Annotated in this window: 18 protein-coding genes; 13 read left to right on the top strand and 5 right to left on the bottom strand. The window is 62.1% G+C overall.

The genetic code is table 11. From position 1 onward, the window contains the following. Positions 1-12: 12 nt before the first annotated feature. Positions 13-693: a sugar transferase gene (locus M2267_RS22910; RefSeq protein WP_043612706.1), complete on the bottom strand. Its 681-nt coding sequence runs from the start codon at positions 691-693 to the stop codon at positions 13-15. A 306-nt stretch (positions 694-999) separates the two neighbouring features. Here M2267_RS22910 and M2267_RS22905 point away from each other — a divergent pair, with 306 nt between their 5' ends. The 3 genes from M2267_RS22905 (at position 1,000) to M2267_RS22895 (ending at position 2,967) form a co-directional block, all read left to right on the top strand. Then, entirely contained in the window at positions 1,000-1,407 is a 408-nt protein-coding gene (locus M2267_RS22905) for a hypothetical protein (protein WP_429117387.1), read from the top strand. Between the two features lie 36 nt (positions 1,408-1,443). Beyond that, positions 1,444-1,722: an exopolysaccharide production repressor protein gene (locus tag M2267_RS22900; protein WP_043612708.1), complete on the top strand. Its 279-nt coding sequence runs from the start codon at positions 1,444-1,446 to the stop codon at positions 1,720-1,722. Between the two features lie 231 nt (positions 1,723-1,953). Beyond that, a complete protein-coding gene (locus M2267_RS22895) occupies positions 1,954-2,967 on the top strand; it encodes a glycosyltransferase family 2 protein (protein ID WP_429117384.1) in 1,014 nt (337 codons plus the stop codon). An 87-nt stretch (positions 2,968-3,054) separates the two neighbouring features. Here the strand turns inward: M2267_RS22895 and M2267_RS22890 are convergent, their stop codons facing one another. Both M2267_RS22890 and M2267_RS22885 read right to left on the bottom strand, forming a co-directional pair. Beyond that, complete coding sequence (locus M2267_RS22890) at positions 3,055-4,002, bottom strand: polysaccharide pyruvyl transferase family protein (RefSeq protein ID WP_043612714.1); 948 nt, start codon at positions 4,000-4,002, stop codon at positions 3,055-3,057. Between the two features lie 86 nt (positions 4,003-4,088). Then, on the bottom strand, positions 4,089-5,054 hold the full coding sequence (locus tag M2267_RS22885) for a glycosyltransferase family 2 protein (protein WP_429117382.1): 966 nt from the start codon (positions 5,052-5,054) through the stop codon (positions 4,089-4,091). A 121-nt stretch (positions 5,055-5,175) separates the two neighbouring features. Here M2267_RS22885 and M2267_RS22880 point away from each other — a divergent pair, with 121 nt between their 5' ends. From M2267_RS22880 to M2267_RS22840, 9 genes are all read left to right on the top strand, one after another. Beyond that, positions 5,176-6,660, top strand: a complete 1,485-nt coding sequence (locus tag M2267_RS22880) for a lipopolysaccharide biosynthesis protein (RefSeq protein WP_429117380.1) — start codon at positions 5,176-5,178, stop codon at positions 6,658-6,660. A gap of 408 nt (positions 6,661-7,068) precedes the next feature. Further along, positions 7,069-8,184: an acyltransferase family protein gene (locus M2267_RS22875; RefSeq protein WP_429117377.1), complete on the top strand. Its 1,116-nt coding sequence runs from the start codon at positions 7,069-7,071 to the stop codon at positions 8,182-8,184. 2 nt (positions 8,185-8,186) lie between these two features. Further along, positions 8,187-8,969 (top strand): glycoside hydrolase family 16 protein, encoded by a 783-nt coding sequence (locus M2267_RS22870; RefSeq protein WP_429117374.1) that lies wholly within the window; start codon positions 8,187-8,189, stop codon positions 8,967-8,969. 98 nt (positions 8,970-9,067) lie between these two features. After that, positions 9,068-10,291, top strand: coding sequence for a glycosyl transferase family 1 (locus tag M2267_RS22865; RefSeq protein WP_429117371.1), 1,224 nt, complete (start codon positions 9,068-9,070; stop codon positions 10,289-10,291). Between the two features lie 2 nt (positions 10,292-10,293). Next, complete coding sequence (locus M2267_RS22860; RefSeq protein WP_429117782.1) at positions 10,294-11,268, top strand: glycosyltransferase family 2 protein; 975 nt, start codon at positions 10,294-10,296, stop codon at positions 11,266-11,268. After that, positions 11,265-12,191: a glycosyltransferase gene (locus tag M2267_RS22855; protein ID WP_429117369.1), complete on the top strand. Its 927-nt coding sequence runs from the start codon at positions 11,265-11,267 to the stop codon at positions 12,189-12,191. Before M2267_RS22860 ends, M2267_RS22855 begins: the two co-directional genes overlap by 4 nt. After that, positions 12,191-13,207: a glycosyltransferase family 2 protein gene (locus M2267_RS22850; protein ID WP_429117366.1), complete on the top strand. Its 1,017-nt coding sequence runs from the start codon at positions 12,191-12,193 to the stop codon at positions 13,205-13,207. The genes M2267_RS22855 and M2267_RS22850 overlap by 1 nt, the downstream gene beginning before the upstream one ends. A gap of 4 nt (positions 13,208-13,211) precedes the next feature. Next, positions 13,212-14,117 carry a UTP--glucose-1-phosphate uridylyltransferase gene (locus M2267_RS22845; protein ID WP_429117363.1) on the top strand — a complete coding sequence of 302 codons (906 nt, stop codon included), beginning with the start codon at positions 13,212-13,214 and terminating at the stop codon, positions 14,115-14,117. 73 nt (positions 14,118-14,190) lie between these two features. Then, on the top strand, positions 14,191-16,551 hold the full coding sequence (locus M2267_RS22840; protein WP_429117360.1) for a polysaccharide biosynthesis tyrosine autokinase: 2,361 nt from the start codon (positions 14,191-14,193) through the stop codon (positions 16,549-16,551). A 28-nt stretch (positions 16,552-16,579) separates the two neighbouring features. Here the strand turns inward: M2267_RS22840 and M2267_RS22835 are convergent, their stop codons facing one another. Beyond that, complete coding sequence (locus M2267_RS22835) at positions 16,580-18,034, bottom strand: TrkH family potassium uptake protein (protein WP_429117357.1); 1,455 nt, start codon at positions 18,032-18,034, stop codon at positions 16,580-16,582. A gap of 354 nt (positions 18,035-18,388) precedes the next feature. Between M2267_RS22835 and M2267_RS22830 the strand changes: the two genes are divergently transcribed. Next, entirely contained in the window at positions 18,389-18,631 is a 243-nt protein-coding gene (locus M2267_RS22830; RefSeq protein WP_043612741.1) for a hypothetical protein, read from the top strand. 36 nt (positions 18,632-18,667) lie between these two features. Here the strand turns inward: M2267_RS22830 and M2267_RS22825 are convergent, their stop codons facing one another. Beyond that, positions 18,668-19,741, bottom strand: coding sequence for a glycoside hydrolase (locus M2267_RS22825; protein WP_429117781.1), 1,074 nt, complete (start codon positions 19,739-19,741; stop codon positions 18,668-18,670). Positions 19,742-19,761 lie beyond the last annotated feature (20 nt).

The following is a 19,761-nucleotide window of genomic DNA, read 5'->3' as shown; positions in this document are numbered from 1 at the left end:
GGCGCTGTTTCGTCAGTAGCTGCCGCGCGAGAGGCAAACGGCGGGAATGGTCCTGACAACAATGGAAAAGTCGCTCAGCAGCGACCAGTTCTGGACGTATTGGGTGTCGAACGCGATGCGGGTTGCGTAGGAAACGTCGTTGCGCCCGCTAATCTGCCAAAGGCCGGTGAGACCGGGGCGGGATTGCAGGTAGTAGACGGCGGCGCTGTCGTAGAGTTCCAGTTCGTCCTCCACCACCGGGCGCGGACCAACGATGCTCATTTCACCGCGCACGATGTTGAAGAGTTGCGGCAGCTCATCGAGGCTGAGTTTGCGCAGGACGCTGCCGACGACCGTGACACGCGGGTCATCCTGCAGTTTGCGCGTCGCGCGCCATTCCTCATAGGCGGCCGGGTTGGCCTTGAGATAGTCCTGCAGAATCCGGTCTCCGTCAGGGCGCATCGTGCGGAACTTGAGGCACCGGAAGTACTTGCCGCTATGGCCGACGCGGCGGTGGCCGTAGAAGATGCTGCCGCCGTCGGAAAACTTGACGAGCGCCATGAGCATCAGGAACAGCGGGCTTAGAAAAACGAGGGCGAGGGAAGCGGCAAGCACGTCGAAGCCACGCTTCGAAACACCACCCACAGGCGGAACTGCCGCAAACTCTGCGGCACTGAAAAACGGCGAATTGGCCGATCTGGTCGCAGACTTCATAGAGGTGACTCCATTTACGTTTGGCGATTTGTCGGTCTCCCCAGAAGGGGCCTTTAGACCACGCTGAGGCGCGCTCATCGTGAATAATGAACGTTTGGTAAGGATTTGCTTTTTGAAGGCGAAATAAAGGCGGGCATCGGCGCCGTGGCCAAAATGCGTATATCACCACTTTCGAATATGAAATATTTCCCGTGACGGCTGCCGTTATATTATTGCTAGAAAAAGTATCACCTCGCACGTATTCCTGTATTGTTTTCGACATGCCAAATTACATTTCCGGAGAAGTAGCGATATCTTCGCAGGCCGATGTTTTCCTTGAGCTTCGGGCGCGTGATTTTCCCTGCTCCGGAATTGCCGGCAGCCGATATTTCGCAAATTTTGTTGCGGCGCACCAAGTCTTTGCGGCGCACACAAACGCTCGCGACATCGTTCAAACTTGTAATAAAAGTTGATCAGCACGTGAGTGCGGCGGCAACCATCGGGGGACGCGCCGACCGCTTTCCGACGGGAGGTGGAAAATCAGCTGCCGACGTAGGCTCGCGTCACAATGGCGCTTGGGCCAATCAACTGATTTTGATTCGATCGTCGCTGTTCGAAACGCGACATAAAGATTTGCCTGTTTCTATGGAGCAAAGCGGCGGCTATTGCCGGTTGCAGCCGATGTCCGTCGCCAATATATTAACATTTGCAGAGGAAAGGCCGATTTTGCGATGACGTCTGCAACGATAGAACCGATTGCGAGCTAGTGCCATGTACGCACCACGCGTCTTCGTGAGTATGATCGGCGCCCTAACGGTTTTTGCTGTCGTCACCTATTTCCTCAATGGCTCGCTCACATCCACCCTGATCCAGACGGCGATCTGTGCGGTGCTCATTCAGATCGGCTACTTCCTCGCCGTCGTCTTCCTCATCTGGAGGAAGGCGCGCGAGCGTGGAAAAAAGCAGGCTGAAGTGCTGCAGTCGGCCAACGACGACAAGCCGGGCAGCAATAGCCACCGTCTGAACCGCCCCGGCCACTTCAACCGTTGACCGCAAGGCCGGGTCGGCCCGCCTTCCCATTCTTCAAAAAAATCTCTTTCGACGCGGTTGCGACATGATCGCCCTGCATGGTGCCGCCCGTTACGGCAAGATTCAATGCCGGCACTGCATGAACTAAGTCACCGATGATCCGGCTTCATCATGCAGCGATCGAGAACTGGTGCAGTCCATTTGGCCGATAGGCGCCGCGCTGCCCGCGAGACAGGATACTGGAGGCCCCCCATGACCACAGTCGCCCGGACAGATGTCTGCGTCATCATTGCTGCAAAGAATGCCGAGGCGACCATCGCCCGTGCTGTCGCGTCGGCGCTGGCCGAACCGGAAACCGCCGAAGTGATCGTGGTGGACGACGGGTCCACCGATCGGACCGTCGCTGCAGCACGTTCTGCCGACGACAATAGCGGCCGACTGACGATCGCACGCTTCGAGAGCAATCACGGCCCTTCAGCGGCTCGCAACCATGCGATCGCCATCAGCCGCTCCCCGGTTCTGGCGATCCTCGACGCCGACGATTTCTTTCTGCCGGGCAGGCTCGGCCGGCTGCTCGCAGAGGACGAATGGGATTTTATCGCCGACAACATCGCCTTCATGGGCGAGGCCGCAGCGACTGGTGCGGCTCCAAGGGTCGATGACTTCCCGCCGCGGCCGCGCCTTCTCAGCCTCATTGATTTCGTCGAGGGCAATATCTCGCGGCCGGGCGTGAAACGTGGCGAGATCGGCTTCCTGAAGCCGCTGATGCGCCGCCGCTTCCTCGACGAGCATGGCATCCGCTATCAGGAGGCGCTTCGGCTTGGGGAGGATTACGACCTCTATCTTCGCGCGCTGGCCAAGGGCGCGCGCTACAAGGTCATTCAAAGCTGCGGCTATGCGGCGATCGTACGCGGCAATTCGCTGAGCGGCAGCCACCGGACCGAGGATCTCAAGCGCCTCTACGAGGCCGACCGCGTCGTCCTTGCCGCAAACGACCTCGACGGTGAAGCGGCGGCTGCCGTGCGACGGCACGAGCGTCACGTGCGTGGCCGCTACCAGCACCGCCACTTTCTCGACCTGAAGAACGAGCGCGGCGCAATGGCCGCAATCGGCTATCTGATGCGCCGCCCAGGCGCCGCACCGGCCGTGACGGCCGGCATCTTCGCCGACAAGACGGAGCGCTTCAGACCAGGCCAGGATGCGGCACCGAACAGCGGTGCGTCTGTGCGTTACCTTCTGCCCGTCGGCGCCAAGCACGCGCGCTAGCAGCAAGCTTGGCGGCGTCACCGCCGCGCCGAACCATCGTGGGTGGAAAACGCTCCGGCATCCAGTCCGGAGCGCGTTTGCGACGTGCTAGAGGTAGGCGCGCCGCACGGCGGCCAACGCCTCCTGGAAGCGTTCCTTGCGTTCCGCGAGCCGGCTGTCGCTGCTCAATTGCGGCGCTGCCCGGCTCGCCTGCCACAGTGCCAGCGTCGACGGCGCCGCGAGAACCTGCTTGGCAGCACTGCGCAAGAACGTCTGACGCGGTTCTCTGGCCGCAACGATCACCTCGTCGTCAGCGGATCGCAGGTTCGCAGCCTCCGGCACGGTCTGCGCCTCGAAGCCCATGCCCCAGAAACGCGCGCCCTTGATCATGGCTTCGGTACGGCTGGAGACCGGCACATGACGGGGACGGTATTCGACCCCGACGGTTTTTGCCCAGTCGTTCCACTTGAAGCTGTTGATGCTTTCGGATGTCGTCACCGCCACCCAGGGAACGCGGAATGCGTCGGCGAGAATCGCCCCGTGCATCGATTCGGCCACAATGAACTCCGACTGCGCGATCTCGCGGATCACGTTCTTGGCCTCTCCGCGGGGGTCGATGTAGTGCAGGCCGACAGTGCCGCAGGTGACAGGCCACATGCCGGCGATCGCACTTTCCCAATGGGGAATGAAACTGCGCTTGTATAGCTTAGGCAGGTTTTGGAATTCCGGCATGTCGGCGACCATGACCGCGGGATCGACAATGCCGCGCTCCGGCGCAAGGCCGATCTTTTCGGCCGTCAACGGCCCGCGCACGCAGCGAAGATCCCATTCGGCGGCATCGCGCATGTCCGGCAAGGTGCCGTAGCCAAAACCACTGCCGATCACGAGTTTGCGGACGCCGTCGGGCAGAAGCGCGCGGTTGAGCACCGTGCCAACGCCGACGAGGAGGATGTCGTCATGGACATCGCGAAAACCCGGCAGCAGGAAATCCCAAAGCCAGAGGTTGAGGTCGTCGCCGAAATTGCCGTGCTGAGATTCCCAATAATAGGGCTTCATGGGCGGTCCCTTCTTTCAGAATGCGAGATAGGTTCGATGCCGCGCCTGCGGCCTTGTTCTTCCTCCAAAAGGAGTTTCTGTCCGGATCAGCGTGAACGGGAGAACTTGCCGACGGCAAGCTCGAATGCGCTCTGCAACAGCTTCGGATCGCGCAGGACCCAACGCGCCAGCAGCCGGAACTGTGGCGACTTGCGCCGCTTCAGACGGCGCGCCTGGCTCCAGAGCGCCTGGCGCCGGGCCGTATGCTGGTAGGACTGGATCGACGCGACGGCCGATGGCCTGCGCGAAAGCCGGTGCTCCAGCGTTTCGAGGGCAACGAAGGTGTTGAACTGCTGCTGCAGGAACTGCGGCGAATCGTTGTCGATCGAGTGGAAGATGTTGATGCCCTCCCCGCGCACGGCACCGGCCGCATCGCAAAGCACGACGCGGCTGGAAGCCAGAATGCAGTCGCAGAAGAACAGCACGTCCTCGGCGGCAAGACGCAACTCGGCATCAAAGCGAACCGTCTCGAAAAGCCGGCGGCCAATCACCATGCAGGAGAGGTGCAGGAAGCTCCAGTTCCGCAGCATGACATTGGAAAGATCTGGAATTTCGACGACAAGCGGGCTTTCCTGCAGGCGCACGACCGTATCGCTCTCTGCGAGATCGGCGACGCCGAAATGGTAGTAGAACGCCTCGCTGCCGGTGATCGTCGCCCAGTAGCAGTCGGCGCCATAGCGGCTCATGCTGTCGACTGCATTCTGGAGGTGATCGACGGTCCAGATATCATCGGAATCGAGGAATGCGGCGAAGGTCGCGTCGGCCGGAACGTTGTCGAGCCCGGTGTTGCGCGCACCGCCGGGACCCTTGTTTTCCTGACGAATGACCGTCAGGCGCGCCCGCTCGCTATCTGCAAGCGGGCTCAACTCCTCGTCGATCGGGTAAGGAGATTGATCGTCTATCACCAGGACATGGAAGTCTTGATAGCTCTGGGCAAAGACGGACGCGAGCGCGCGCCGAAGAATACCCGGCTCCTTCTGGTAGTAGGGAATAATAACAGTCAGCTTCGCCATCTTTTCGCCCCTGCGGTTTCTCTAAAAGAGTAGTGCGTGGTCTCCTCCCACCGGGTCGCGACCTCTAATCTAGCGCTTGCCCTTTGTCGGAAATCCTTCAAAGGCATCACGGGATGCTCACATGCCTTCAAACGTAAACGCCAAGTCTGTGACTCGGAACGTCGGCTGGAGCGTCCTTTCAAAGACAGGCACATTCGGGCTGAAATTTGTCACCGTGCCAATTCTGGCGCGCATCCTGACGCCGGAAGAGTTCGGAACGGTCGCCGTCGCGCTCACCGTCGTGCAGTTTCTGGCGATGATCGGTGGCGTCGGTCTTGCATCGGCTCTGGTCATCCAGCGCGATGAGGACATGGAGCTCATCCACTCCGCATTCTGGGCCAATCTGGCGGTCTCGCTGATGATGGCGCTGGGGCTTTTCGTCTTCGCCGGACCGCTCGCGACCTTGCTCGGCGCACCGGAGGCAAGCCATCTGCTGCAGATCATGAGCCTGCTCATCCCGCTGCAGCTTGCGGGCGATGTCGCCTATGCGCTGCTTGCCCGCCGGATGAATTTCAGCAAGGACGCAGTCTGGACGATGCTCTCGGAAATCCTCGGCGCCCTCGTCGCGGTCGGGGCAGCGCTTCTCGGCTTCGGGGTGTGGTCGCTGCTTGCGCAGCTTTTCGTTTCGGCGTTCATCCGCCTTGCCGGTCTCTATGCCGTCTCCGGCTACGTCCCGCGTTTCGTGTTTTCGGCACGGCGCGTTCTTTCGCTCTGCCGCTTCAGCTTCGGCATGATGGGCTCCGAAATAGCCAACTTCGTCACCTTCCAATCGCCGATGGTCGTCATCAGTCGCTATCTCGGCCTCTCGGATGCCGGCGCCTTCTCGGCGGCGAACCGCTTTTCCAGCATTCCCAACCAGATCGTCCTTTCGGCGGTTATGGGCGTCCTCTTTCCCGCCTTCAGCCATATGGGCGAAGACCGGCAGCGGCGCTCGCAGGCGCTGATGCTCAGCACGCAGGTCACCACCGTGATGCTCGCGCCGATGATGTTCGGCCTCTGGGCGCTTGCCGAGCCGGCGATGCTCGTGCTCTTCGGCCAGCAATGGGCCTCAGCCTGGCCGGTGCTCGGCTTGCTCGCCCTGTCAAAGGGGCTGCTGACACCCTGCAGCACCTACATTCCCTATCTCAAGGGCATCGGCCATGGCGCGACCCTCTTCTGGTGGGCCGTGATCCGGGCGATCGCCACCACCGCCGCCGTCGCCTATGGCGCGATCGGGGGATCGTTGGTCGAAGCGATGATCGCGCTCTGCCTCGTGAACCTCGCGACGCTTGTCGGCTATTCCTGGGTGGTCTTTCGCGCTGACCAGCTACCCTTCCTGCGCGGCTTCCTGATTTCGGTGAGGCCGCTGGCCTCGGCCTTCATAATGGCCGTCATCGTCCGGCTGCTGCTGGACCACTACGGCGCGCTGCTTCCAAGCGCGGTGCTCCAGGTTCTCGTCGGTGCGGCGATCGGTGGCCTGATCTATCTGGTGCTGGTGCTCGCTACCGAGCGGCCGCTGTTGGCGAAGCTCAACGATATGGTTCGTTCCCGGGGTGCTGCGACCTCGGTGCCGGCCGCAGCCGAGTAGCGGCTGGTAAAGCGCCAAAGGCTGCCCCACCCTTGCCGCATTTCGGCGAGGAATAACGCTTGCGTGATCGTTTCTACTGAAAAGCTGAAGAAAAAGCGCACAACTTCTCAGCGTTACACAGACACTTCGACAAGCATAAGCATCAGAAAATCAGCCGTTGGCAATATTCTCCAACTGACGCCCAGGTCGTGGTTTTTTCCCACTCCGTGCGGGGCGATAGGCCTATTTTCCTAGAATTGTCGCATCTCCTAATGTTGCACCGCAGCGAACCAAGGCCGATTCGTTTGTTGCGACGCCATATTTTGATCCGCGCCCGAGCCTACTCTTCTGGGTGCGGGCTCTGGTCTGCTCTGTTGAAACGGCCGCTTCAAAACGCGCTGCCAGATGGGGGTGACGGACATCGTTGATGTGAACGCGAATATCTCCTCGCGGATCAATCTGATGCGCATCGTGCTGATCTCGGGCATTGTCTTCGTGCATGTGCCCTATGATCCGGCGACCACTCCGTATGTCGGCACCTATGGCGGCATCGACTGGTTGCGCATTTTCCTGGGCGACAGCCTCTTCCGTGTCGGTGTCCCGTGTCTCAGCGCGATTTCCGGTTATCTCCTGTTCCGCCGCGGCCTCGACAATTTCGACTATGGCCGGACGCTGAAGACCAAGGCACGGACCGTTCTGTTGCCGTTTCTGTTGTGGAACCTGGCGTTTCTCGCGTTGGTTTTCGTCGCGCAGACCAAGGACATTAGTTCGGGCTACCTGCCCGAGGTCGTCGGAGCCAGCCCCAGGGAATGGCTGAGCCTGGCCTTCGCGCTTGAGGATCTGCCGATCAATCTGCCGCTCTATTTCCTGCGCGACCTCCTGCTTTGTATCGTTGTTTCGCCGGTGCTCGCCTGGCTGATCAAGCGCTATCCGGCACAGACGCTCGCCGTCCTCTTCGCCTATGCGGTTTTGCCCGTTCCGAACGGCATCTTCCTAAAGAAGTCGATCCTCTTCGGGTTTAGCGCCGGCATTTACATGAGCCTGCATCGCATCGACGTCCGCAGCTTCGATCGCTTTTCCTGGCCTATTACCATCGCGTTCCTGAGCGCAGCCGTGCTCTTGTCCGTCCTGCTCTTTCAGTTTGGGCCGAACTTTCCCGTGTGGCTCGAAATGCTGCGCAGCCTGATTGCGATTTCCGGCATCGTCGGTTCCTGGGCCGTTTCCGCACTGCTCGTGCGCACGAACATCGGCGCGGCGCTCTCGCGCGGCAGTGGCCTCAGCTTCTGGATCTTCTGCACGCACTTTCCGCTGCTCGTGCTCCTCTGGATGATCTGGAACCGATCGGACATCGGCTACTATCCGGCGTTCTACTGCGCGGTTCCGCTCATCACGATCGCCCTCCTCGCCGGCGCCTACGCGCTTTCCGAGCGCTGGCTGCCCGCCCTCACCGCCATTCTCACCGGCAGCCGGACCGGCTCCGCCCGCGACATGCGTGCGCGGACAGGGGCTGTTCGCGCCGGTCCCTCCCCCCAGCAAAGGACCTGACCATGAGATCGAAACGACCTCACCGCCTCGCCCTGCTCACCCTCCTCGCCGCCGGCCTTGCCGGCCCGGCCCTGGCCGAAGGAACCGCTACGGGTACCTCTTTCATCGACAATTTCGATACGCTCGACACTGCCGTTTGGTACGTCTCGGACGGCTGGAACAATGGCGCGCATCAGAACTGCACCTGGTCGAAAAAGCAGGCGAAAGTCGCCAACGGCATCGCCGAACTGACGTTTACCGAAGGAAAACTCGGCGAGCGCAATTACGCCTGCGGCGAAATCCAGACCCGCAAGCGCTTCAGCTACGGCACCTACGAGGCGCGGATCAAGACGGCCGACGGCTCGGGGCTGAACTCCGCCTTCTTCACCTATATCGGGCCAGCCGACAAGAAGCCGCATGACGAGATCGATTTCGAAGTGCTCGGCAAGAACCCGGCGAAGGTGCAGATCAACCAATACGTCTCGGCCAAGGGCGGCAACGAGAAGCTGGTCGATGTGCCGGGAGGCGCCAACCAGGGCTTCAACGACTACGCTTTCGTCTGGGAGAAGGAGCGCATTCGCTATTACGTAAATGGCGAACTGGTCCACGAGGTCACCGACCCCGCAAAGATACCGGCCAATCCGCAGAAGATTTTCTTCAGCCTTTGGGGAACGGACACCCTGACGGATTGGATGGGCGCCTTTGCCTACAAGGGGCCCTCGATGATGCAGGTCGACCGGGTGGCTTTCACCGCACCGGGGGACGACTGCCAGTTCCCTGAGTCGATTGCCTGCAAGACGAACTAGCCGACGAGCGGGAGCACGGTCGGCCGCCTGGCTCTGGCCGCTGCACGGCGCGAAATTTGAACCATGCCCGGCACGGCCGGACAGAAAACTGGATGTTCATGCTGAAGATACTTTACTTCGCACAGGATCTTGCCGACCCCGCCGTTCGCCGGCGGGTGCTGATGTTGCTTGCAGGCGGCGCACAGCTGACGCTTGCAGGCTTCAGGCGCGACGCAAACCCGCTGGCGACGATCGAGGGAATCGTACCGGTCGAGCTCGGCACCACGCATGACGGTCGGTTCGTCCAGCGTGTCGGTGCGATCGCGAAGAGCTGTCTCTCGCTGAAGCAGGCGCTGCGTGGCGTCGAACGTCCAGACCTGATCATTGCCCGCAACCTCGACATGCTGGCGATCGCCAGAATGGCCGTCAGCCTCTTCGGCGGTGACGTGCCGATTGTCTACGAATGCCTCGACATTCACCGCCTGCTCCTGTCCCCCGGCATCGCTGGCAAGACCTTGCGGGCAAGCGAACGCCTGCTTGGGCGCGAGGCGCGCCTTTTGATTACCAGTTCTCCCGCCTTCGTCGAGAACTATTTCCGCCCGCTATCGGGTATCTCGGCCCCGACTATGATGCTTGAGAACAAGGTGCTCGAGCTCGACGAAACCGATGCGCGGCCATCGGTGACCGCCGCCGCCGCGCCGACGGATGGCCCGTGGCGGATCGGCTGGTTCGGTGCCCTGCGCTGCCGCAAATCGCTGGCGCTGCTGGCGTCCTTCTCGCGCCGCATGGAGGGCCGCTTCGAAATCGTTTTGCGCGGCCGGCCGGCCTATCGCGAGTTCGACGACTTCGACGGCTTCATCCAGAACGAACCTTTCATGACGTTCCACGGCCCCTATCGCAGTCCGGAAGAGCTTGGCGCGATTTATTCCGACGTGCACTTCACCTGGGCAATCGACTTCTTCGAGGAAGGCCAGAACTCCAAATGGCTGCTGCCGAACCGGCTCTATGAAGGCTGCCGCTTCGGGCGGGTGCCGATCGCGCTGCGCGGCACCGAGACCGCGCGGTTCCTGGCCATACGCGGCCTTGGCGTGCTGCTCGACGAAGCTGATCCCGCCGCACTTGCCGCGCTCATGGGGTCGATGACCTCAGAGATTTACGACGCCACGTCCCGGAGGATCGCTGCCTGCGCGCCGGAAACCTGGATCTTCAATCGCAGCGATTGCGAGGGTCTCGTGCGCCGCCTGTCGGCCGTTACGTCCGCCGCCCCGCCGCGCATCGCGCTGGAATTCCCGCAAGCACATCAAAATGCCTCAACGCCCCAAAACGAAGGTGGATTGTCATGAGCATGCGTATTCTCATCGTCATTCCCTGCCTCAACGAGGCCGAACATCTGCAAGGCCTCGTTGAGGCCTTGCTACCCGCGGCAACGCGCCTCAACGGTGCCATTCTGATCGCTGACGGCGGCAGCACCGACGGCACCCGCGAGATCGCGGCGCGTCTGGCCGAGAAGTATACGGCCGTGCTGGTGCTCGACAATCCGAAACGCATCCAGAGCGCGGCGATCAATCTCGCCGTCGCGCGCCACGGCGCCGACTTCGACTACATGATCCGCATCGATGCGCACGGCACATATCCGGACGATTACTGCGAGCGTCTCGTCGAAGAGGCGCTTCAGACCGGCGCGGACTCGGTCGTCGTCGCCATGCAGACGGTTGGCTTCACGCCCTTCCAGAAGGCCACGGCCTACGCCCAGAATTCCAAGCTCGGCAATGGCGGAGCCAAGCACCGGCTGGGCGCGACGAGCCACTGGGCCGATCACGGTCACCATGCGTTGATGCGCGTTTCCGCCTTCGAGGCGATCGGCGGCTATGACGAGATCTTCAGCCACAACGAAGATGCGGAGTTCGACTATCGCTTCCGTCAGGCAGGCTACCGCATCTGGATGACCGACCGGACCAGCATGGTCTACTACCCCCGCGCCAAGGTCGGGCCGCTCTTCCGCCAGTATTTCGCCTATGGCCGCGGACGCGCGCGCAATGTGTTGAAGCACCGCGCCTGGCCGAATCTCAGGCAGCTGCTGCCGCTGGCAGTCGCTCCGGTCGCCGTCGGCGCGTTGCTCGCGGTCGTCAGCTGGCTTGCGGTCGTTCCGGTCGCGCTCTGGGCTGCGGCCTGCATCGGCTACGGCATGTGGATGGCGCTCGGCCAGAAGAACCCCTACGGCCCGCTCGCCGCCGTTTCGGCAATGGTCATGCATTTTGCCTGGTCGGCCGGCTTCTGGCGGGAATTGCTCACCACGCGTAACCGGAGGGTGGCACCATGACCAACACCGTCGCGCAGACGCAGATCGACATAGCGGTGTGCACGTTTCGCCGGCCGGAGCTTGCAGAAACGCTGCATTCCCTCGCGCTCATCACCGTGCCTGCAGATGTTGCGATCCGCATTATCGTCGCCGACAACGACGTGACGCCGAGTGCGGAGGCGCTTGTCAACCAGATGCGCCCGACCATGCCTTGCGAGATCCTCTACGTGCATTGCCCGGCGTCGAACATTTCGATCGCCCGCAACGCCTGTCTCGACAACTGCACCGGGCACTATCTCGCCTTCGTCGACGATGACGAGACGGTGTCGAGGACCTGGCTCGTGCAATTGCTCGATACCGCGCAGACGACCGGCGCCGATGTCGTGCTCGGCCCGGTTCGCGCCGAATACACGCTGTCTGCCCCGAATTGGATGCGCCGCGGCGATTTTCATTCGACCCGGCCGGTTTGGGTCGATGGAGAGATCCGCACGGGCTATACCTGCAATGTCCTCATCGATCTCACCCGCGCAGTCGTCTTCAACAGGCGGTTCAACCTCGCGCTCGGGCAGACGGGCGGCGAGGATACGGAGTTCTTCCGCCACATGCATGCGGATGGCGGGCGTCTGGCCTACGCACCCGATGCGCTGGTCTTCGAACCTGTGCCGGAGAAACGTGCGCGGCTTGCCTGGCTGGCGAAACGCCGATTCCGTTCCGGCCAGACCCATGGCCGGCTCTTGGGTGAACCGGGTCAAGCCGGCAGCCGCGTTGCCGAAATCGTCCGCGCGACGGCGAAATCAGGCTATTGCGCGGTCGCCAGTCTGCTGCTGCTTGGCTCGCCGGTCGCCCGCTCCCGCTACGCGCTGCGCGCAATCATGCATGCGGGCGTCGTCAGCGGCCTCATCGGCGTGCGCGAGCTTCAGCAATACGGAGCAGCGACCGCCTGATGACGCAACGCGCCCCCGACGTCAGCTTCGTCATCGCGGCCTATAACGCTGCCGAAACGGTCCGACGCGCGATCGACAGTGCGCTTGCGCAGAAAGGCGTCGATGTCGAAGTGATCGTCGTCGACGATTGCTCGAAGGACGAGACCTGCGCGGTCGTCGAGGAACTCGCAGATCCGCGCGTGCGGCTGCTGCGGCTTGCCGAAAACCGCGGGCCTGGAGGCGCGCGCAATGCCGGCCTCGAAGCGACGCGCGGCACCTGGATCGCCATTCTCGACGCGGACGATACCGTCAGCCCAGAGCGCTTGTCGCGCATGATCGACCTTGCTTCCGCGACCGAGGCTTCGATTGTGGTCGACAACATCGACGTCCTCAATCTCGACGGGCGGTTGGAGCGCATGTTTCCCGAGGCTGAGCTTGAGCGCCGCCGAACGCTGACGCTTGCGGCCTTCATCGGTTCGAACGTGCTTTTCCGCTCGACCTTCAATTTCGGCTACATGAAGCCGATCTTCGAGCGTCGGTTCCTCAACGACCATCGCTTGCGCTTCGAGGAGACGATCCGGATCGGTGAGGATTACATCCTGCTCGCCTCGGCGCTTGCCCGTGGCGGCCGCTGCGCCATCGATCCCTCCGCGGGCTATTGCTATCACATCAGAGAAGGCTCGATCTCGCGCGTGCTCGAACTGCGCCACATCGAAGCGATGATGACGGCCGACCGGGAATTCCTAGCCAGGCACACGCTCGATGTTGAGGCAATGGCGATGCAGCGCCGGCGCGAGAGAAGCCTCGTGGAAGCGCACGCCTTCCTTCGCCTCGTCGAACACCTGAAATCCAGATCGCTGGCCGGAGCCACCCGGGTGGCTCTGACCAACCCCAGAGCGCTTCGGCACCTCAGAATGCCGATCGCCGTGCGAATGCGCCGGCTGCTTGCGCCAATCGCACGCATGACGCCTGCCACCTCGACGGTGGCGGCCGAACGACCCACCTCGGGCGGAAGCCCGCACGTAAGTAAAGGATAAGACCATGGACCGTATCAGGACCGTCAGGAAAGCTGTGATCCCGGTCGCCGGCAATGGAACGCGGTTTCTTCCCGCGACGAAGGCGATACCGAAGGAGATGTTGACGATCGTCGATCGTCCGGTCGTGCAATATGCGGTCGATGAAGCCCGCGAGGCGGGCATCGAGCACATCGTTTTCGTGACCAGCCGCAACAAGCAGGCGATCGAAGACCACTTCGACGACACGCCTGAACTCATCTCGTCGCTGACCCGCTCCGGCAAGAACACCCAGATTTCCGAACTGGAGGAGATGCTGCCGCGCGCCGGTTCCGTCAGCTTTACCCGGCAGCAAGCGCCGCTCGGTCTCGGCCATGCCGTCTGGTGCGCCCGCGATGTCATCGGCGACGAGCCCTTCGCGCTGCTCCTGCCGGACATGCTCTGCCACGGCGGGAGCGGCTGCATGGCCGGTCTTGTCGACCTCTACCGCCAGACCGGCGGCAACGTTGTCGGCGTCGAGCAGTGCGCTCCGGAAGATGCCTCGAAATATGGCATCGTCGGCAAGGGTGCCGCCGTCCCCTATGGCTTCGAAGTCACGCAAATGGTCGAAAAGCCACGCATGGGCGAAGCCCCGTCCAATTTTTATCTGAACGGCCGCTACATCCTGCAGCCGCAGATCTTCGACATCCTCGCCCACCAGCCGCGCGGCGCCGGAAACGAGATCCAGTTGACCGACGGCATGCTGAAACTGTCGCAAAATCAAGCGTTTCACGCCCATCCCTATGATGGACGCACGTTCGACTGCGGCTCCAAGGAAGGCTTCATCGCCGCCAATGTCGCCTTCGCGCTGGCGCGTTCCGATCTCGGCGACGCGGTCTATGCTTCGGTCAAGGACATGGTCCTGTCTCACGAAGGCCGCATCCGCGCCGCATAACTGGCTTCGGCGCCTCTTTTGAAAAGAAGAGGCGCCAGCCTTCGGACCAAAGGGAAACGGACAGAGCGACCCAATGAACCAAAGAAGTCTCCCCTTCAACAGTGTCGTACCGCGCAACGTGGAGGAGCCCGACGGCTTCATCGACCTCGATCGTCTGTTTTCGGTCGTCTTGCGTCGCGCCAGAATGGTCGGCCTGTTCGTGGCGCTCTTCATCGCCCTCGGTGTCGCCTACCTGTTCTTCGCAACACCGCTCTACACATCGGCAACGCAGGTCCTTCTCGACGAGAACCTGTCGAAATTTGCCGAAGAGCAGGCGCCGCCGCAAAACAGCGCCCTGCTCGACACCCAGATTGCCAGCGCCGTGGAAATCCTGAAATCCGGCGAACTTGCCCTGCGTGTCGTCGACAAGATGAACCTTGCCGACAACGATACCGTCCTCAATCCGCCGCGCTCGCCGTTCGACGTCGTCAAGGACGGACTGAAGTCGGTTACGAGCATATTCTCGAGCGGGCCGGAGATTTCCGAGGACATGGCCCGTAACGGCCGGAGACAAAAGGCAGCGGCACTTCTGCAGCAGGGACTGGCCGTCGAACGCGTGACGCGAAGCTCCGTCGTTTCGCTGGCCTATCGCTCGAGCGATCCGCAGCTCGCCGCTGGCATCGTTCGCACCTATGCCGACGCCTATCTCAACGACCAGCTCAACGCCAACTTCGAGGCGACGGAACGAGCCTCTGTCTGGTTGCAGGAACGTCTTGCAGACCTTCGACAACGCACGCAGGCCGCCGCGCTGGAGGTGGAAAAATACCGCAGCGAAAACGGCCTGACGCTGGCGCGCGGCGAACTCATGTCGGAACAGCAACTGGCTGATCTCAACAGCCAGCTGATCATTGCCCAGGCCGATAGCGCAAGCGCCTCGGCGCGCTACAAGCAGTTCCAAGCGATCGTCGACCAGGGACCGGAGACGGCCGTCAAGAATGCAACGATTTCCGCCAAGGAAGGCGACAACTCGGTCATCCGTGATCTGCGCACGCGCTACCTTGCGGTCAGCAAGCGTGAACAGGACGTGAGCCAGAGTTTCGGCGCCGACCACCCGCAGGCCGTGTCGCTGCGCAAGGAGAAGACCGATGTCGGCCGCCAGATCTTCCAGGAACTGCAGCAACTGACGGCAAGCTACCGCAACGAATACGAGGTGGCGCGCTCACGCGAAGCGTCGCTGCGCGAAAACATCGAAGGCACCACCGGCCGCAACGCGAACGCCAATCTCTCGCTCGTGCACCTGCGCGAACTGGAGCAGAGGGCGGCCGCACTGAAGACGCTCTATGAAACCTATCTGAACCGCTACGAGCAGGCCTCGCAGCAGCGCTCCTTCCCGATTGCGAAGGCGCGGGTGATTTCCAGCGCCGGCGTCCCGACCTCGCCGTCGAGCCCGAAGAAGACCATGGTGCTGGCGCTTTCGGCGGTGCTCGGCCTGATGGCGGGCGGCGCCTTTGCCGCCTTCCAGGAATTCCGCGAGCGGACGTTCCGGCTCGAAGGCGACGTGCGCGCCATCCTCGGTCACCGGTCGTTCGGCTACATTCCGTTGGTTGGCCCCCGCCATCCGGGAACGACGGATCTCGTTCGCGCCAAGCTGATGAAGAACAAGATGCCGCCACCGGTCACGCAAGGGGCTCCATCGTTCGAACGGCTCAGCCGTATCGTGCTCGACGCTCCCCGCTCTTCCTTCACCGAGACCTTCCGCAACGCCAAGCTCGCCTGCGACAGGATGCTGACCGGCAACGGCTCGCGCGTCATCGGCATCGCTTCGGCGGTGCCCGATGAAGGCAAGTCGATCATCGCCGCGAACTTCGCGGCCCTTCTTGCCGCAAGCGGCAAGAAGACCCTTTTGATCGATGCCGACATCCGCAAGCCAGGTCTGAGCAAGATGATCAATCCGCCGCCGAAGGCGGGTCTGGTTGAAGCGTTGACCGGGCAGGCATCCTGGCCGGCGGGCATCAAGATCGACCAGCAGACGAAACTTGCGATCCTGCCGGTCGGCGGTGAAGCTGTGGACGGCAACGGGCCTTATGACAGCCATGAGCTGCTCGCCTCGCCGGCCATGGCAGAGCTCATCGACAACGCCCGCAAGTCGTTCGACTATGTCGTCGTCGATCTTGCGGCCCTCGCCCCGGTCGTCGATGCCAAGGCCTTCTCGCCGCTTGCGGACGGTTTCCTCTTCGTCGCCGAATGGGGACGGACGCCGTCGCGGCTGGTGCGCGACCTCTTGCATTCGGAGCCGCAGATCAACGCCAAGATCCTCGGCGTGATTCTCAACAAGACCGATATGCAGGAACTGGCAAAGTACAGCGACTTTGGCGGTGCCGAGCATTATCGCCACCGCTACGAGAAGTACTACATCGAAAGCGCCGGCACGCGCCGCAAGACCGAGGCCGCCTGACAGGGCGCGCCTCGTTTCGACCTGTCGCTCAGTTCCTCCAGAAGAGCGGTGTCAGGATGACGAGCACCGTCAGGATCTCCAGACGGCCGAGCAGCATCATGAGCGACAGGAGATAGAGCGCCGGGTCGGTGAGCGTGGAGAAGTTGCCGGCCGGCCCGATGATCGGGCCGAGCCCGGCGCCAACGTTGGAAAGCGCCGTTGCGACCGCCGACACCGCCGTGACGAGATCGTAACCCATGGCGCCCATCGCCAGGCTGCCGAAGGCCCAGATGAACATGTAGGCCGTGAAAAACATGAACACGGTGCGCTGCACGTCGATATCGACCAAGGTTTTTCCGTAGCGCACGGTGTGGATCGCGTTCGGGTAGATCAGCTTGAAAAGGCCTGCGCGGATCGAATTGAAGATGATGATGAAGCGGTAGGCCTTCATGCCGCCCGCCGTCGAGCCGGAACAGCCGCCCATGAAGGTGGCCGCAAAGGCAAGCGCGACAATAAACTCACCCCAGAGCATGTAATCGTCGCTGGCAAAACCGGTGGTCGACAGGATGGAGGAGACGGTGAAGAAGCCGTGCGCCAACGCCTCGTGCGCCGAGACCCCGTTGACGATCCGCTGGTAAAGGCTTGCGGCGAGCGCGAGGGCCGTCAGATAGGACAGAAAGACAATGATCTGCGGATCCTTCAGCGTGTCGAGCCGGCCACGGACAATGAAGAGGATGAGCACGGAAAACGGCAGGCTGCTGAGCGTCATGAAAAAGGTTGCAACCCAGAGGATCGGTACGCTCTTGAAATAGCCGAGCGAGGCATCGTGGGTGGAAAAGCCACCGGTCGCGACCGTCGACATCGCGTGGTTGATCGCGTCGAAGCGGCTCATGCCCAGATAGGAAAAGATGATCGTGCACGTCACCGTCATCACGACATAGATCAGGATGAAGGCGCGCGTGAAGGTGACGATGCGGGCGAAGGGCTTTTCGGTGGTGTCCGAGGACTCCATCTTGAAGAAGGACATGCCGCCGACCCTGAGATAGGGCATTACGAAGAGCCCAAGCGCCACGATCCCGATACCGCCGAGCCAGTGCAGGATCGAGCGCCAGAGAAGAATGCCTGGAGGCGCATGGTCGAGGCCGCTGATGACGGTCGACCCCGTCGTGGTGATGCCGGACACCGATTCGAAGAAGGCCTTGGCGAAATCGAGCTTCAGCGACGACAGCCAGAAGGGCATGGCGCCGACCAGCGAGACGACGATCCAGAGAAGATTGACGACGAGAAAGCCCATCTTGCGGCTGAACAGCGGCGAGCCGCCCTGCGTGGCAGCGATCGCCAGGAGCGACAGCCCGCCGGTCGCAAAGGCCGAACCGGCAAACACCCTCCAGTTGGGGTGGCCATAGAACAGATCGACGGCGGCCGGCAGCAGCATCGCGAGCGACAGATAGAACGCGGCCTTCGCGGCGATGTTGATCGCGGTCTGGTAGAGGGGTGCATGCAACGGTTGATCGCCTCAGCGCTTTGTCCAGGACCGAATCGGTCCTCGGAATTTGCGGCCATTCAACCTCAAAGGCGCGCGATTCGCACCGGTTCGGGGCAGAGAACCCCCTGCTGAGCGACAGTCAGTCCCGCATTTTTGCCGATTTGGCTTCTTGGGCGTGGCAATCGGTTCCAGGCGTTCCCGGCAAATGCCGTGTGAAAGGCGCCAAACGCATGCTGCGCTGCGGCATTTTGCCCAATCAATTCTAACTCACGAAAAGATCACGGCTTTTGGCCGCGGCAAGTCATCACCTTGACTTATTTCGACGTGTAAAGCCTGCTTCATCCATTCCACATGCAACCTTGAGCACGACCGATGACACCCGCCCGTTTCACCCAATGCCTTCTCGTTCTTCGTTGGACGCCGATCAATCTGGCAAGCGCCCTCCATTGCAACCTGGCATGGATCGAGGCGATGGAGACGGGAGACGAAAAGGTGCCGGAGGAACTGGCGACGTGGCTGGAAACGCTGGCGCGGACCCACGAGGAACTCGGCATTCCCGTCACCTACCGCGGCAAGGGGCTTGAGCCGGCGACGAGCCGCGCAACGCGGCGCTGATCCAACACGCTTCGGCCCGCGCGACCTGTACGGTTTTCAACCGTCCTTGGCCGGTTCGATCGCGAGCACGCCGGCCGGGCTCAGACGACCGCAGCGCCATAACCGGTAATTCTGCTGAGTGTCCCAGTCATAGTAGTAGGCGGCATCCAGGCGTTTTTCCTCGGCAAACCGCTCGAAGACCGTCCGCATGGCCGACATCGCCCCTTCGCGTTCACGATCGTCGACGGGGCAACTGCGCGCCGTGTTGGCAATCCCCCATTCCGTCACCCAGCAGGGCCGTCCCCGGTCGGCAGGTGCGCAGAAATCGAGAAGTCTGGTGACGATCGACGTGATCGCAGCCTTATCCTTGCGCGCCGGATAGATGTGAATGCCATAGGCATCGACGAGTTTGTCCATGCCCCGCGCCTTCAAAAGCGCAATCACCTCGGCCGGGTCCAGCCGCTCCATTCCTTGCCGGTCTGCTTCCTTGGGCCCCATGTCGGAGAGCCCGGCGGAAACGATGATCGCCTTGCTGTTGGCGCTGGCCTGAACGGCGTCGCGGGTGACCTTCAGCGCCGCGACGTAATTGTCGAGCCCCTTCTCGAACGCCTGGGGATCCTTGAGTTCGCCGAGATGTCGCGGCGTGGCCTGGCCTGGCTTCTCGTAGACGACGAGATCGCCGTTATAGCCAGCGAGATTGATCTCGTTTCCGGGTTCCACCGCTTCCAGGCGAATGCCAAGGGCATCGATGCGCTGCAGCGCCGACGTCAGGCCGGCGCGGTAACGCTCAAGATCGAGATCAGACAGCCGATTGATGTCCCAGATGCGCCCGAAGCCGGTGCGCGGCCAGACGCGGTCCGGATAATAGCTTTTGTTCGACAGCTGGATTTCGAGCAGGATCTGCAGACCGAGCCGATTGGCGATCTCCAGCGCGTCGATGCTTTTGTCGACGGGGCGCGACAGCGACAACCGCACATGCGTCGCGCCGCTGTCGGCAATTTCGCGAAGGATGCGTTCCTGATCCGCGTGCTCCAGCCAGGCGAGGTTGAGCCGGTTGACGCCGAAGCGTGCAGCTGCAGTCTCGGCCGCCCACGCCGGAGCGCCACGCGAAAGCGCCGCCCAGGAGACCAGGGCGGCAAGGAGCAGCGCCA

The sequence above is a fragment of the Ensifer sp. KUDG1 genome (assembly GCF_050434285.1).
Lineage (GTDB): Bacteria > Pseudomonadota > Alphaproteobacteria > Rhizobiales > Rhizobiaceae > Ensifer.
The sequence above is the reverse complement of the archived record's forward strand: the minus strand, read 5'-3'. Positions and strand labels throughout refer to the sequence as shown.

Excerpts from the sequence above, each read along its gene's own strand:
- M2267_RS22910 (WP_043612706.1), bottom strand. The coding sequence starts at position 693 with ATGAAGTCTGCGACCAGATCGGCCAATTCGCCGTTTTTCAGTGCCGCA.
- M2267_RS22905 (WP_429117387.1), top strand. The coding sequence starts at position 1,000 with ATGTTTTCCTTGAGCTTCGGGCGCGTGATTTTCCCTGCTCCGGAATTG.
- M2267_RS22900 (WP_043612708.1), top strand. The coding sequence starts at position 1,444 with ATGTACGCACCACGCGTCTTCGTGAGTATGATCGGCGCCCTAACGGTT.
- M2267_RS22895 (WP_429117384.1), top strand. The coding sequence starts at position 1,954 with ATGACCACAGTCGCCCGGACAGATGTCTGCGTCATCATTGCTGCAAAG.
- M2267_RS22890 (WP_043612714.1), bottom strand. The coding sequence starts at position 4,002 with ATGAAGCCCTATTATTGGGAATCTCAGCACGGCAATTTCGGCGACGAC.
- M2267_RS22885 (WP_429117382.1), bottom strand. The coding sequence starts at position 5,054 with ATGGCGAAGCTGACTGTTATTATTCCCTACTACCAGAAGGAGCCGGGT.
- M2267_RS22880 (WP_429117380.1), top strand. The coding sequence starts at position 5,176 with ATGCCTTCAAACGTAAACGCCAAGTCTGTGACTCGGAACGTCGGCTGG.
- M2267_RS22870 (WP_429117374.1), top strand. The coding sequence starts at position 8,187 with ATGAGATCGAAACGACCTCACCGCCTCGCCCTGCTCACCCTCCTCGCC.
- M2267_RS22865 (WP_429117371.1), top strand. The coding sequence starts at position 9,068 with ATGCTGAAGATACTTTACTTCGCACAGGATCTTGCCGACCCCGCCGTT.
- M2267_RS22860 (WP_429117782.1), top strand. The coding sequence starts at position 10,294 with ATGCGTATTCTCATCGTCATTCCCTGCCTCAACGAGGCCGAACATCTG.
- M2267_RS22855 (WP_429117369.1), top strand. The coding sequence starts at position 11,265 with ATGACCAACACCGTCGCGCAGACGCAGATCGACATAGCGGTGTGCACG.
- M2267_RS22850 (WP_429117366.1), top strand. The coding sequence starts at position 12,191 with ATGACGCAACGCGCCCCCGACGTCAGCTTCGTCATCGCGGCCTATAAC.
- M2267_RS22845 (WP_429117363.1), top strand. The coding sequence starts at position 13,212 with ATGGACCGTATCAGGACCGTCAGGAAAGCTGTGATCCCGGTCGCCGGC.
- M2267_RS22840 (WP_429117360.1), top strand. The coding sequence starts at position 14,191 with ATGAACCAAAGAAGTCTCCCCTTCAACAGTGTCGTACCGCGCAACGTG.
- M2267_RS22830 (WP_043612741.1), top strand. The coding sequence starts at position 18,389 with ATGACACCCGCCCGTTTCACCCAATGCCTTCTCGTTCTTCGTTGGACG.